Annotated in this window: 12 protein-coding genes and 1 tRNA gene; 9 read left to right on the forward strand and 4 right to left on the reverse strand. The window is 32.7% G+C overall.

Features of this window, described 5'->3' with window-relative positions:
• Positions 1-22: 22 nt before the first annotated feature.
• Positions 23-1237 (reverse strand): Gfo/Idh/MocA family protein, encoded by a 1215-nt coding sequence (locus C5Q98_RS01670; protein WP_106012004.1) that lies wholly within the window; start codon positions 1235-1237, stop codon positions 23-25.
• A gap of 168 nt (positions 1238-1405) precedes the next feature.
• Positions 1406-2332, reverse strand: coding sequence for a nucleotidyltransferase family protein (locus tag C5Q98_RS01675; RefSeq protein ID WP_106012005.1), 927 nt, complete (start codon positions 2330-2332; stop codon positions 1406-1408).
• 165 nt (positions 2333-2497) lie between these two features.
• Here C5Q98_RS01675 and C5Q98_RS01680 point away from each other — a divergent pair, with 165 nt between their 5' ends.
• On the forward strand, positions 2498-3439 hold the full coding sequence (locus C5Q98_RS01680) for a YitT family protein (RefSeq protein WP_158695671.1): 942 nt from the start codon (positions 2498-2500) through the stop codon (positions 3437-3439).
• Between the two features lie 92 nt (positions 3440-3531).
• Here the strand turns inward: C5Q98_RS01680 and C5Q98_RS01685 are convergent, their stop codons facing one another.
• On the reverse strand, positions 3532-4905 hold the full coding sequence (locus tag C5Q98_RS01685; protein ID WP_106012007.1) for a sugar transferase: 1374 nt from the start codon (positions 4903-4905) through the stop codon (positions 3532-3534).
• 91 nt (positions 4906-4996) lie between these two features.
• On the opposite strand from C5Q98_RS01685, the gene glf reads away from it, so the two are divergent.
• The gene (gene glf, locus C5Q98_RS01690) at positions 4997-6115 is read left to right on the forward strand and encodes a UDP-galactopyranose mutase (RefSeq protein ID WP_106012008.1); all 1119 of its coding nucleotides are present in this window, start codon (positions 4997-4999) and stop codon (positions 6113-6115) included.
• Between the two features lie 127 nt (positions 6116-6242).
• On the opposite strand, the gene trxA is transcribed toward glf, so the two are convergent.
• Positions 6243-6560: a thioredoxin gene (trxA, locus tag C5Q98_RS01695; protein ID WP_207654379.1), complete on the reverse strand. Its 318-nt coding sequence runs from the start codon at positions 6558-6560 to the stop codon at positions 6243-6245.
• 257 nt (positions 6561-6817) lie between these two features.
• On the opposite strand from trxA, the gene C5Q98_RS01700 reads away from it, so the two are divergent.
• From C5Q98_RS01700 to C5Q98_RS01730, 7 genes are all read left to right on the forward strand, one after another.
• Positions 6818-8239: a MurL-like N-terminal domain-containing gene (locus C5Q98_RS01700; protein ID WP_106012009.1), complete on the forward strand. Its 1422-nt coding sequence runs from the start codon at positions 6818-6820 to the stop codon at positions 8237-8239.
• Positions 8240-8257: 18 nt separating this feature from the next.
• Positions 8258-9730, forward strand: coding sequence for a UDP-N-acetylmuramoyl-L-alanine--D-glutamate ligase (gene murD, locus C5Q98_RS01705; RefSeq protein WP_106012010.1), 1473 nt, complete (start codon positions 8258-8260; stop codon positions 9728-9730).
• A 163-nt stretch (positions 9731-9893) separates the two neighbouring features.
• Positions 9894-10997 (forward strand): IS30 family transposase, encoded by a 1104-nt coding sequence (locus C5Q98_RS01710; RefSeq protein WP_106012011.1) that lies wholly within the window; start codon positions 9894-9896, stop codon positions 10995-10997.
• 123 nt (positions 10998-11120) lie between these two features.
• A tRNA-Leu gene (locus C5Q98_RS01715) sits at positions 11121-11206 on the forward strand.
• Between the two features lie 173 nt (positions 11207-11379).
• Positions 11380-11565 carry a hypothetical protein gene (locus C5Q98_RS01720; RefSeq protein ID WP_106012012.1) on the forward strand — a complete coding sequence of 62 codons (186 nt, stop codon included), beginning with the start codon at positions 11380-11382 and terminating at the stop codon, positions 11563-11565.
• A gap of 972 nt (positions 11566-12537) precedes the next feature.
• Positions 12538-13608: a hypothetical protein gene (locus C5Q98_RS01725; protein ID WP_106012013.1), complete on the forward strand. Its 1071-nt coding sequence runs from the start codon at positions 12538-12540 to the stop codon at positions 13606-13608.
• A gap of 17 nt (positions 13609-13625) precedes the next feature.
• On the forward strand, positions 13626-14201 hold the full coding sequence (locus C5Q98_RS01730) for a M48 family metallopeptidase (protein ID WP_106012014.1): 576 nt from the start codon (positions 13626-13628) through the stop codon (positions 14199-14201).
• Positions 14202-14212: the final 11 nt, after the last annotated feature.

Below are 14212 nucleotides of genomic sequence, written 5' to 3' on the forward strand. Positions count from 1 at the left end.
ATTCTAATTAAATTGAATTAAATTAAATTTTAGTGTCTTGTTCATAAATCCATTTACCACGTGTGAAATCAGGGAAGTATTGAACTTGAGATCCTGTAGCTAGAGATTGCTCACTAAGTGCAGTAATTGCCATCCAAGTCGCCGCATCATATACATCTATAGGCATCTCTCTGCCTTCAATAAGAGCATCTGCAAATGCTTTGAATACTAAATAATCCATGCCATCATGACCCGCACGAACTCCATTGTTTAAGTATTCCTTCCAGATTGGATGGTCATACTTTTCATAGTATTTATCTACATTATTGAAGTTTTTGCCCCAATTAAAGTGATCATCAGGCTCAATGTCAGATTCTAAAAAGACAGACATATTCTCTTCGTTTACAAGACCCTTAGTACCTTGTACGAAAAATTCTCTAGAATAATATCTTGGTAAAGTAGTGTCTAGTTTTATGCTAACTAGTTCACCATTGGCACATAAAATTTGAGTGTTAACAATATCACCTTGATTGAATTTAATATTGTTAGGTAATTCAAGTTTTGATTTATCATGATTTTCGAGGAATTTATTGAGACCTACAGACTTAGATGCATGAGAGCTTAAGCTCAAAAATCTATTACCGTTATTGATATACAAGATTTTAGCAATTGGCCCTATTTCATGTGTTGGATAGTTTTCAGAATTCCTTTTAATGTAGTTATTTAATCTATAATGACGATTAATTTTTCCAAAGGTAATTTCATCACGGAGGTCATGAGCATAAGCTCCGTGTGCATAAACAATTTCACCTAAAACATTATTCTGCACCATATTAAGGGTCATTAATTCCAATCGACCATAACAGCAATTCTCCATAAACATTAAAGGTGTCTTGGTTTTTTCATAGGTATCAACTAAATCCCAAAGAGTTTGTAGATCTGAAGATCCTCCTACTTCTAGTGCTACTGCCACATTGTTCTGCATGGCCTTGATAGCCAAAGGAATATGTGTCTCCCATGATGAAGCGATTAAAACGGCATCGACATTATCATCTTGCACTAAATCGTCTGCACTTTCATATCCTTTTGGTTCAATGTTCTTTTTGGATTTACATAATTGTTGAGCTTGCTCAATTCGATCAGAATAGGTATCAGTTAAAGCAACAATATTGAACTCGTCCATTTCGAGCAGGACATAATAGAGTAGACCGTATCCACGATTACCTAAGCCAATTATTCCTAAGTTAATCTTTTTCACTTTTTCACCTTTTGTTAAATGTTTATTGGGGTTAATTTTATTAATTTATTATGCAAGAGTAATATTAGATATTACTCTTGCATAAATTTAAGTAAAATATAATTTACAAAATAAAATAATTATAAAAATGAGTTTAACTCACTTATATCATTAGTAATAATTAGAAGACTAATTCCAAAGATTATCAGGATATTCACCAGCTTCAATTAAAGCATTTACAGATGCAACAACGTCTGGTTTATCTTCTTTATAGGTAACACCGAACCACTTGTTAGCAGATTCTAATACTTTTACTTTAGCCTTATCAGCTTTAATTAATTCCTCAATAGTTGTAGGGATATAGAGTTCCGCTTTTTGTGGATTATTATCAATGCTGTTGCTGAGGAAGTTCTTGAATGATTCTTCGAACTCAACCAAGCTCTCTTCTTGGAAACCCCAGATGTTCATTGAAACTATAGTGCTTGCAGCAATGTCATCCCAAGTTTCACCTGAATCGAAGCTATATTTGATTCCGTCAGGGAATGATTGAATATGAGTATATTCAACTATTGAATCCAAGTAGCCGTCTTCTGTAGTCTTACAGACACCTCTTGAAACATATCCATTCTCTGAGACTGTATTTTCAAGTTTGAATCCTACCATTGACAAGTTTAACTTGCCGTCTATATATGCATCTTCACTAGTCAAGTAGTTGTAAATTTCTTCATATGCAGTTCTTCCATAGAAGTCATCTGCGTTAATAACTACAAATGGTGCATCAATTACATCTTTAGCACAAATCAATGCGTGACCAGTACCCCAAGGTTTTTCACGACCTTCAGGAACAGAAAATCCCTCTGGAATTTTATCTAACTCTTGATATGCGTAACGAACTTCCATGTGTTCAGCAATTTTATCGCCGATTCTAGACTTGAACTCATCAGCAATAGCTTCTTTGATAATAAACACTACTGTTTCGAAACCAGCACGTTTAGCATCAAAAATTGAATAATCTATAATAGCTTCACCAGATGGTCCTATTGGATCTACTTGCTTTAGACCACCATAGCGGCTACCCATACCTGCTGCCAAAATAACTAAAATTGGTTTTTTCATTAAAATCAACCTCTCTATTTTTAATTTACAACACATTTTGCTATGTGTTTGACTGATATTATTTTACCATCTTTGCTGAAGAAATGAAAAAAATAAGTTATAATATTTTCTTAAAAAAGGAAGCGTTTATTAACGTATTTGGAGAGGAAATGAGGGTGTAGTTTGGTGAATAATTTGCATAAATTTGATATAAAAACAGAAGTTTTAAATTTTATTTATTTAGTAGTAGGAACATTTTTGTCAGCCCTAGCTATAAATGTGTTTTTTGTTCCTAATAATTTGTCAATGGGTGGAGTATCCGGTGTAGCTACTTCATTGGTCTTAATAAGTAATAATGTTATTCCTTTTGGTTTGTTCTCATTGATGATTAATATACCAATTCTTCTATTAGGGTGGAAGGAGTTTGGCTTTAAAATGGTATATAGAAGTTTAATTGGGACTCTAGTATTTTCTTTTGGAATTGACTTAGCTAATATTTTTATGGATAAATGGTTCGCTGTCTGGATATCTGCATTAGAACAAAAACCCGACATAATTATCTTTTCAATATTTGCAGGTGTAACTTTTGGTATTGGTCTTGGTCTTATTTTGAGAGGTGGTTATAACACTGGGGGAGTTGATATCTTAGCATTAATCGCCGTAACTAAGACAGATAAAATAACAATTGGTCAATTTATATTCTTTACTGATTTTATGGTTATTATATTTAGTACAGTAGTAAATTATATATATGGGGTAGGTGATATTTATTTTGCTTTACTCTTAGCGCTATACAGTTTTGTAGCTTTATTTATTACTAGTAAACTTACTGACTTTGTTATTCTTGGAACTGACTCATCCAAAGCTTGCCATATTATAAGTTCACATTCAGATGAAATTAGTCAGGCAATTTTGACAGAAATGGATAGAGGTGTGACTGGTATCATGGCAAAAGGAATGTATACCAATAATGATAAATTAATGCTCTATGTAGTTTTGAATAGTCGTGAGATTCCAGATCTTAAAAGGATTGTTGAGGAAATTGATCCAGAAGCTTTTATAATTATCAACGAGGTTAAAGATGTTTCCGGTGAAGGTTTTACAATAGAGAAGAAACAGATGAGCTAAGTAAATTAAATATTTTCAATGGATGAAAAATGCAGATAATCAATTGATTATCTGCATTTAAATTATTATTTTTTGATTAGTTAGATGTTTCCTTACTCTTCAGAATCGTGTTCATCTTCATTTAAGAACTTTTGCTCGAATCCTTCGGTAGCTTCAGCAGAGAAGAGGACTTTTACAGTGGATAGAATTAACTTAATATCATTTAATAGGGAGAAGTTTTCTATATAATAGATGTCCATTCTTAGCTTATCTTCATATGAAGTGTTATAACGTCCATAGATTTGAGCGTAACCTGTAATTCCAGCTTTAACTTTGGTTCTATAATTAAATTCAGGTAGCTCTTTAGTATAAGCTTCATAATTCTCGACACGTTCAGCTCTAGGCCCAACAATAGACATTTCACCCTTGAGAACATTAATAAATTGAGGGATTTCATCTATTCTTGTTGCGCGTATGAACTTACCTATTGGTGTGATTCTGTCATCATTTGGAACAGTAAATTGTGCGCCATCTTTCTCAGCATCTACAACCATAGAACGGAATTTCAAAATGTCAAATTCTTCGCAGTTACGAGTCAATCTCTTTTGCTTGAAAAAGACAGGACCTCTGTCATATAGCTTGATTATCAATGCGACAATTACTGTTATTGGTAAAGTTAATACCAAGAATAGAATTGAGAAAACAATATCAAATAGTCTTTTTACTATTAAGGATTCTAGAGACATAGTACGATCTTTTATTAAATGCATTATACTGTCGCCAATTTGAGTAACATCAGAACTGTGCAAAATAATATCATTAACAGTAGGGAGGACGAAAATTCTCTTATCTCTAGCGTAACTATAATCTATAAGGTCATCTCTTAGGTCAAGGTCAATATTACCTATAATGACAGTATCGTATTTGTCTATGGATTTTGTGATCTCGTCAAATCCGGCGCTTTCACGAATTACATAACGAACTTTATAACGATCTCTATTAAGAACGAACTTTTTTGCCACCATTCTATCGTACTCTGTATCTGCATAGATGATTAAAGTTTCTCTACTAGGATAAATTTTAAAATAGACCATAGTTGCAATTTCATAGATAACGCAAATTACTATGAATTGCACTAGTGTCAGTAAAAAGACTGGCAAAGGATTAATAAGAGCTTTGGATATTAAGCTCAGGACTGCATAAGTAACTATATTTACCATAACTATAGAAACCAAATACGATAGCTGCAATTTGCGTTTCGACATTATACCAATTTTAAAAATATCATATGGTAAAGCTAGCACAACAAACAAAAATGTATACAAAGCGAAAATAAGATAGAAACCTTTATAGTTATAAGGTGTATGAATGTATTTTGATGTTATTGCACCTAGAAAGGTTAATGAGGTGATCAAGACAATTGATAGTTTAAACGAAAACATTACCAATCTTCTTAAATTTCTAGCTGTAAACTTAACTCTGCTCATAAAAATAGCACTTCCTTTTTTTATCTAATTTATAATCTTAATTGATATGATAGATTTTAGCATATGAGAGAGCTTTTAAGATAGGGAAATTATGAATAATAAAAGATATGATTATTTAATAGTGGGTGCTGGGTTATGGGGAGCGACTTTTGCTTACCTAGCTAAGAAGAGATCTTTAAATGTTCTTGTAGTGGAGCAAAAATCTCAAGTTGCAGGACATATTTATACTGAGAATGTTGAAGGCATTGAGGTGCATAAGTATGGTCCACATATATTTCATACTGATAACCAGAGAGTTTGGGATTTCGTTACTGCTTTAGTAGAGATGAATAACTTTGTAAATACTCCTTTAGCAAATTATAGAGGTGAAATATATAACTTACCTTTTAACATGAATACCTTTGAACAAATGTGGGGAGTGAAGGATCCTGCTTTAGCCAAGAAAATAATCGTTGAGCAGAGAGCAGAGATACATGGGGAGCCTAGAAATTTAGCAGAACAAGCTATTAGTTTGGTTGGAAGAGATATTTACGAAAAGCTAATAAAAGAATATACAGAGAAGCAGTGGGGTAGAAGTTGCGAGGAACTGCCAGCTTTTATAATTAAAAGATTACCTGTGCGATTCGTTTATAACAACAATTACTATGAGTCTAAATACCAGGGTATTCCTAAGAAAGGTTACACACACTTGGTTGAAACTCTACTAGAAGGAGTTGATCTTAAATTAAATTGTAATTTTTTAGAAGAGAGAGAATATCTTTCCACATTGGCAGATAAAATAGTTTATACAGGTCCAATTGATGCCTATTATGATTATAAATTTGGAGCACTAGAGTATAGAAGTTTAGAATTTAAGCAAGAGTTACTTGAGATCGATGATTTTCAAGCTAATGCGGTTGTAAATTATACGTCTCATGATCAGGAATACACCAGGATTACTGAGCATAAACACTTTAATCCTGAAAAAATGGTTAAGGGTAAAACAATTATTTCTTATGAATATCCAAAAGAGTGGAAAATAGGCGATGAGGCATATTACCCAGTAAATGATGATAAGAATCAAGCTTTACTCAAACGATATCAGGAATTAGCCCAAATAGAAGAGGATGTTATTTTTGCAGGACGTTTGGGTAATTACAAGTATTATGATATGGACGATACAATTGCTTCAGTTTTTGAAGTGACAGATAAATTATTTGGGGTAAATTAGTTAGTTGATAGTTGATGTATTTATTGTTTTTTTGGATGATGAAGAAAGCCTATTGTATAAAAACATACAATAGGCTTTATAAATACTTAATTATTGAAATTTAAGTAAGATATGTTGTTTAGTTCAATTAAGCTAAATTATCTTGTAGAACTTTAACTAATTGTTGTGGTTGATGAACACCAGCTTGTTTATATAGAATTTCTCCACCTTTGAAAATAGCTAGAGTAGGAACTGCCATGATGTCATATCTGTTGCTTAGGTCTGGGCTTTGGTCAACATCAACTTTTACGAAGTGGAAGTTTTGACCAATTTCTGTTTGCTCTACTTGCTCTAAAATTGGAGCCATAATCTTACATGGTCCACACCATGTTGCGAAAAAGTCTACTAATACTGGTTTGTCACCTTGTACTAATTCATCAAATTCTGTCATATTTACTTGTCTCATACCAAATCTCCTTTGTATAAAATTATTGTAGTTACACTTTATCAAAGTAATTATTTAAAAACTATAACTTTTGCAACAGCAATAAATAGATGAAAGTAGTATGGGTTAAAAATGAAAAAAGAAATTGATAAGTTTAATCTTGCTCCGAAGACAAATAACGTATATATGCGATAGTAAATAAATTACTAGATATGCTAAAATTATGGAAGTTTATAAAGTGAACTCAATCGAAAATAGGTAAAGCAAAGGAGATTTGCATGTCATTTAAATATGAGGAATTAAGAGAGAAATATCAAAGTTTTATTTATTCAGGGTTTGAAACGATAAGGACTGAGGATAAACTAAAAGTAGTTTATGATTTTGAAGTGCCAGGACTTGCGAGATTTAATCCGAGTTTGGAATTTCCTTTGGATCATAAGTTAATAATTAATGATGCTTTATCTCCTTTTGCTGAGAAAATTTTATTTTCTATAGGTATGGTAGAACTAATAAGTTATTGGAAAATTGCTTGTCCACCAAGAGTAGAAGTTAAAGCTGGTAAATTAACTGATGATCAGATTAATTGGTGGAAGAGCTTGTATTTTAACGGCTTAGGTGAATTTTTCTTTAAAAATGGAATAAGTCCTAGCAAAAGTGATTTTATGTCAATAGAGACTAGTGGCAAAGATTTTTCAGAGATTAGCTCTGATTTTAAAACACAAGGCTTGAATTTGATACCTGTTGGCGGAGGCAAGGACTCTATTGTTACTCTAGAACATTTAAGTAAAGTCAGAGACAATAACGTCTGCTTTGGCCTTAACCCAACTGTAGCTTCCAGAGACTCTATGGAAATATCAGGATATTCTGATGAGCAAAGGTTTATAGTATCTAGAACATTGGATCCTGAAATGCTGAGACTGAATAAAGAAGGATATCTAAATGGGCACACTCCATTTTCAGCTCTATTAGCTTTCGTCTCTTATTATGTTGCCTATCTAATTGGTGCAGAGAATATTATTTTATCTAATGAAGCTAGTGCTAATGCTGCTAGTATTCCAGGAACAGAGATTAATCACCAATATTCTAAGACATCAGAGTTTGAGATAGCTTTCCAAAATTATAGTGAAAAATATTTCAGTGACAAAATTTATTATTTCAGCTTGTTAAGGCCGTTCGCTGAGATAGCTATTGCGAGATCATTTTGTCAATATGAACAATATTTCCAAGCTTTTAGATCTTGTAACTTAGGCTCAAAGAAAAATATTTGGTGTGGTGAGTGTCCTAAATGCTTATTTATATACGTAATGATATCTCCATTTTTGCAAGCAGAGAAAGTAGAAAGTATATTTGGTCAGAACCTCTGGGAAAAGGAAAGCTTGGTAAAAGATTGGAAAGAGCTTATTGGAATCATTCCACAAAAACCATTTGAATGTGTTGGAACTGTTGAGGAAGTACAATATGCAACTTATTTAATAGTAAACAAAACCCTAGATAATGGTGCAGAAATATCCGAACTCCCATTATTATTAAGTATTGCAGTGGAGTCTGCAAAAAATGGTGATTTATCTGAACTTAAGTTTGATGAAAATACAAATCGATTAATCAGTGAAGCTAAAGTTAATCCTTTATCTTTATGGCATGAAGACGAGAGAGTTCCGGAGAATTTCAAAGGCTTGATAATGGATATCCTGGCAGAATAATTGGGAAAAGAGAATTTTATGTATAAAAATATTTTTGATCATCTAAACGCAAAGAAAATTCTAATTTTGGGATTTGGTAGTGAAGGAAAATCAAGTTACAGATTTATTAAGGATAATATCGAGGAAATTAATCCAGTAGAATTAGCAGTAGCTGATCTCAATGAGATTTCAGAGAATCTTGATTTTGAAGGATACAAAGTTAAGAGAATCTCAGGCACTAATTATCTAGATGCAATGGGTGACTTCGATTTAATCTTGAAGAGCCCAGGGATACACTTCAATATCTTTAATAAAAAAATAGTTGATGACCACTGGGAATTAGAAGAGTTTCCAGGAGTAGAAATTACTTGCCAAATGGATCTTTTCTTAAGGTACTCAAAAGCTCAAATAATAGGTGTTTCTGGAAGTAAAGGTAAATCAACTACTACAAGTTTGGTTTATCAAGTCCTGAAAAATGCTTTTCCTGATACCCACCTTTTGGGAAATATCGGCGTACCTGTCTTGGATCATTTCTCAGAACTTAAAGAAGATTCATATTGTGCTGTAGAGATGGGTGTGCATCAATTGGAATTTTGCCTGAGGTCTCCACATGTTGCGATTCTAACTAATATTCATGAAGAACATTTAGACCATTACAAAGATTATGCTGATTACAAATACTCTAAATTCAACCTAATTCGTTGGCAAAGTTCAGATGATTTTCTAATTGTTCCAGAAGATGAGACAGAGCTTCTAGAAGCGATTCAAGATATCTACAAGTCTAAATTGATTTTTGTTAAAGATTTGCTGAAGAAAAACTCAAGCGAAGTTGCTGAAAAGCTAAGTTCAGATCTTATAAAAAGATACTCATTAGAAGAGAATAAGAAATTTATTTTTGTTAACTTGAAAAAAGATGAAAAAGAAGAATATAAACTTCTAGACAATCACCATATTCTTGGTAGACATAATGAAATCAATACACTCTTAGCTTTAGCAGCGAGTGAGATATTTACTGGAGAATTAGAGAAAGGCATAGTTAGTGTAAAAGAATTTAATGGTCTAGAACATAGATTAGAGTATGTTGGAGAGGTTAAAGGAATTAAATTCTTTAATGATTCAATCGCAACAATACCAGAAGCATGTAAGTTAGCTATTGAAGCACTTCAACCTCTAGGAAAAGTTTCTACTTTATTAATGGGTGGTCTAGATAGGAATATTGATTACACAGAATTAGTGGAATTTTTGTTTGAAAAGAAAATTAATAACATTATTTGTTTTCCAGATACTGGAAAAGACATCGTTGCTATAGCAGAAAAATTAAATGTAGACATGGACTTTAAAGTTAATGCGGTTCTTGTAAACACTATGAAAGAGGCCGTAGATCTGGCCTTCGAGCTCACAAAAGCAGGAGAGATCTGTCTATTATCTCCAGCTGCTGCTAGCTACAATCAATATAAGAATTTTGCCGAGAGAGGCAAGGCTTTTAAAGACGAGATTAAATCTCATGAGTAATAAATAAAGGGTATAAATTACCAGAATCTTGTAGGCTTGTGCGTAGGTTTAGTTTAATGAATAAAAGCGTCTTTCTGGGCGAGTTGTAAAATAAACTGAAATAATAAAGGCTCAAACAATCCTGTACAATGTTAATTGGAAAAACGAAACAAAGGAGGATCGTATGAGCCAATTACATTATATCAGGAAAAGAGAAGCAGGTCAGCATTTAACAATAGAAGATAGAAAGCATCTAGAGTATTTATATAATGAGAATTTGAAGCGACCTAAAAAAGATAAATTAAATCAAAAAGAGTTAGCAAAGATATTAGGCTGGAGTGAAGCAACTCTATCTAGAGAACTAAAACGCGGTAAAGTCAAACAAAAGAATTCTATGCTAGAAGAATACACAGCATATTCCTCTGTAGTAGCTCAGAAAACAGTAGAAAAAACTTGGAGTAATAAAGGACCATCTTTAAAGATTAGTAACGACCATATATTAGCCAAAATAATAGAAAACATGCTAATAGGAAAAGAGATGAATAGAATAAATAATCTTAAATTCTCTCCAGCAGCAATAACAATGTATTTTGACAGAGTTGGCTGGCCTACAGATAAAAGACTTTGTACTAGAACTATTTACAACTATGTAGAAAAAGAAGTCTTCCTAGAAGTAACAATGAAAGACCTTCCACGTAAAGGAAATAAACCTAGACAAAGAAAACGCTATATAGAAAAGCGCTTATCTCCACCAGATAAGAAGAGAATAAACCATAGACCAAAAGCTATAGAAGAGCGTACAGAGACGGGGCACTGGGAGATGGATTGTATAGAGTCTAGTAAGGGAGATAGGACTTGTTTATTGACACTTGTAGATCGATGTACAAGAGAATGCATTATTTTAAAGATAAATACGCAAAGACAAGAATCTGTAGTAAAGAAGCTTAATTCTATAGAAAGAAAACTAGGAGCAAGAGCATTTAGAGAAAAGTTTAAGAGTATAACGGTAGATAATGGAGCAGAGTTTCAAGACTGGAAAAGCATGGAAAAATCTATACATAGTGAGAAATATAGAACTAGTGTTTATTATGCGCATGCATACTCATCTTGGGAGCGAGGAAGCAATGAAAATCTAAATGGATTTATCCGATATTTTATTCCTAAAGGTACAAAACTAAAAGATATACCACAGAGAGAAATAAATAAATTAGAGGAATTTATTAATAGTTACCCAAGGAAAGTATTAGAAGGAAACAGTGCAAATAGTAAATATTTAGCCATAGCGTAAACAATTAACATTGTACAAAAAACAATTTCAGTTTATGTTGCACTTTACAAAAAGCGTCTTTCTGAAAATTAATGGTTGACAGGAAAAGAAAATATAACTATGATATTGCCTACAAGACATTTCGCCGATGTGTTGGAATTGGCAGACGAGCTTGACTCAAAATCAAGTGCCCTACGGGCGTGCGGGTTCGACCCCCGCCATCGGCACCAGAATAAAGCTAGCATCCATCGAGGTTTGCTAGCTTTTTTGTTTAAGCTTGTATTTTATTAGAAACTATTTACTTAACTAAAATCATTAGATATAGAGTTTTCAATGATTGGATAGTGAGTGTTGAACTTATATACTCAAGATTAACCTAGCTGATTTGAAAGAGAAAGATAAAATGAAGAAAATTCCTAAATTATATGACACTGTTTACGATAGAAAAACTAATAAAAAAGGAACAATAGTTTATATATTTGAGGCTGATTTAAGTAAAAATATTCCAGAGACTTATTTATTTGAGCCTTCTGACTGGAGTTATGACCCAGAAGAAAGATATGATTACGAGTTGGAGATTTTTGAATAGTACTTAGTATATATAGCATCCTTGATAAATACTACGATTGATATTTATATATAATTGACCTAAGATACTAGAAACTAGTGAGGTAGAGAATGTGCTACTACATACTTGGTGAAAGGCTTTCCCTTCGTTTATACATTTAGATATAGGGGATTGGGAGATTTACAGTTAATAGCTTAGTGGTGGAGCTATAGGTCAGAAGAGATGCTGGAAAGGGCACACCAGCCGTTAGTTCACGATTTTTTGTTATATTTTTAGATTTTGGATATTTAAATTGATACTGATATTATATTCAATTCAAACTGCTTTGATTCTTTTCATAAAAGACTGTAAAGTGTATTTGGAACAGTGAGGTGGAGAGAGTTATTCAATAACAGTGCTTCCATACACCTAAGGGTGAAACAAGAGATGCAGGGTCCGCACACCTGCCACTGTTCCTAAATTAAAGTGTAGATTAAGGGTTAATATTAGCCCTACTAAAACAAAGGTTAGATTTTATTGCTTGGTCTAGAGTGATTTTGTGTATTTAACATGTTTTATGTGTTAATTAGATGCGTAATAAAAAACAAAAAGTAGGGGTTCCCCCTCAAAGCGGAAAGGATTACTCCTGACAACTCATAAATAATTGGGGAAGAGGAAACCCTACTTCAAGTATCAATATCATGACAATAAATGATTTAGAAGGCAAGCGAATGAATACAGTTTGGAAATGTAAAGCAAAGCTTCCCCATGCCCTCCACGAGAAAACTCTCATTAATGCGGTGGGCGGTAGAAGCCTTGCAAAATAATTATATATCAATGGATCGTTAAGTTACACTATGCAGACAAGCTATATTATACTTTACGAAAACCATACAAAAAAACTTCATTTAGCTATAATAAAAACATTACAGATATAAAAACATTAAAAATATAAAAATTTAATTTGCACTTAAATTCGCATGAAAAAACAGAAAAATTTAAATAAGAGGAAAAATGATTACAGTAAAATTTTTAATTGGTCTAGATGAGCAAGAAAAAACTCAATATTTGAATAACATAAACGATAAGCGAGCTTTAATCATTGATATAAATAATCTAAGTTTCGAAACTTATGGCCAAAAATTTTTAGAGTTAAAAGGAAGTAAACTAAGAAAGATAAAAAGAGAGTTTTCACAAAGAGTGAACTCAGCAATTAAAGAATGTTCGGCGCCAACTGTGGAAACAAACATTTCAACTATCTATGTTAACCTGCTAAACATAGATAGAAAGATGCGTGCAGAGCTTTTTCAGAATATAAAAAACATTTCAAATGAGAACAAGCTTAATATAATTGTTGAAGGAGTTTTATTTATATCACCTTTGACTAAGGTTCAAGAGGAACTTGAAAGAACATTAAAAAATTCAAGTTATAATTTAATTAAGAGAAATTACATTAATACTGAAATCCCAAGAGCAGAAGTTGATTGCGACTACGTAACAGTCGTTCTAAAAGATAGAATCAAGGTCGTTGAACAAATTGAAATTAATATAAATAAGAACCATGACAATGTTCATCATAAAGAGAGCCTTGCCCAACATAGAGATATGGTTTTAGCTGAGGGAGAGACAGTGATTAGCAAAGTGCCAGAAGCTTTTAGATCTGACTTTAGACAGATATTAAGGCTTCACGATTCTGGTAAAGGCCTCGCTAGAACAGCAGTACCAGAGAAGAGAATGAGTCGAGCTAAGCGTTGGTATGCTGACAAATTTGTTCAGGATAGAAGATACTACCAATATATAGGACATCAGTTTATAGGAGCTAATTTATTGATAGCCGAGTGCCTTCCAGAAGATGGCGTATATGAGAATATAGATAGTTTTATAATGGATAAGGCTGAAATTATTAATCAGCATATGCAAGCTCATATTGGTTTCACGCCTGAATACAAAGAGCAATTTAATCTATCTGAGGACATGATAAAGACTTTGATGCTTTTAGCACACTGTGATGAAACCGGCAGGGTAGTAGATCAAGAGCAATTAGATAAATACAATTCTTTGATAGAAGAGAGTGCGCAGAATTAGTTGGAGACGAGTAAATAATGTTCTTTTATGAATTAGAAAATGAAGCTCAAGATCTAATTAAAATCCATGTCAACTTTGATAAACGCAGAAAGAGAACACTTAAGCTTACATGGATTGATTTGAATACCCTGGAGATAAGAGCACCTTATAGAATGAGTAAAAAGGCGATTAAAGCTTTCCTTAACGGTAATCATAAGAAAATCTTGAACAGCTTAAATAAAGAAAAGAATATAATTAGACTATTTAAATACACTGACACTGAATATAATAATGCTAAAAAGATATTGAGAGCTGATGCGACTGAGTTTTATAATGAGCTATCAAAAATTTATAATGGTAAATTGCCAGAGCGAATTCAGACCAGGGCACAGAAGACTCGTTGGGGATCTTGCTCATCGAATAATACTATTTCTTTGAACGTATATTTGTTGCAGCTACCAAATGAATTAAAAGAGTACGTATATTTACATGAGTTGATTCACCTTGAGGAAATGAATCATGGTGTGAGGTTTTGGGAGAAATTAGATAAGCTTTGCCCTGGAGCAAAAAATAAACAAAAATTACTGCAGAAATATAGAATCCCAGAAAAATAATAATAATATAA

Source organism: Fastidiosipila sanguinis (assembly GCF_002998295.1).
GTDB classification, from domain to species: Bacteria; Bacillota; Clostridia; order Saccharofermentanales; family Fastidiosipilaceae; genus Fastidiosipila; species Fastidiosipila sanguinis.

Excerpts from the sequence above, each read along its gene's own strand:
- C5Q98_RS01675 (WP_106012005.1), bottom strand. The coding sequence starts at position 2,332 with ATGAAAAAACCAATTTTAGTTATTTTGGCAGCAGGTATGGGTAGCCGC.
- C5Q98_RS01685 (WP_106012007.1), bottom strand. The coding sequence starts at position 4,905 with ATGAGCAGAGTTAAGTTTACAGCTAGAAATTTAAGAAGATTGGTAATG.
- glf (WP_106012008.1), top strand. The coding sequence starts at position 4,997 with ATGAATAATAAAAGATATGATTATTTAATAGTGGGTGCTGGGTTATGG.
- trxA (WP_207654379.1), bottom strand. The coding sequence starts at position 6,560 with ATGAGACAAGTAAATATGACAGAATTTGATGAATTAGTACAAGGTGAC.
- C5Q98_RS01700 (WP_106012009.1), top strand. The coding sequence starts at position 6,818 with ATGTCATTTAAATATGAGGAATTAAGAGAGAAATATCAAAGTTTTATT.
- murD (WP_106012010.1), top strand. The coding sequence starts at position 8,258 with ATGTATAAAAATATTTTTGATCATCTAAACGCAAAGAAAATTCTAATT.
- C5Q98_RS01710 (WP_106012011.1), top strand. The coding sequence starts at position 9,894 with ATGAGCCAATTACATTATATCAGGAAAAGAGAAGCAGGTCAGCATTTA.
- C5Q98_RS01720 (WP_106012012.1), top strand. The coding sequence starts at position 11,380 with ATGAAGAAAATTCCTAAATTATATGACACTGTTTACGATAGAAAAACT.
- C5Q98_RS01725 (WP_106012013.1), top strand. The coding sequence starts at position 12,538 with ATGATTACAGTAAAATTTTTAATTGGTCTAGATGAGCAAGAAAAAACT.
- C5Q98_RS01730 (WP_106012014.1), top strand. The coding sequence starts at position 13,626 with ATGTTCTTTTATGAATTAGAAAATGAAGCTCAAGATCTAATTAAAATC.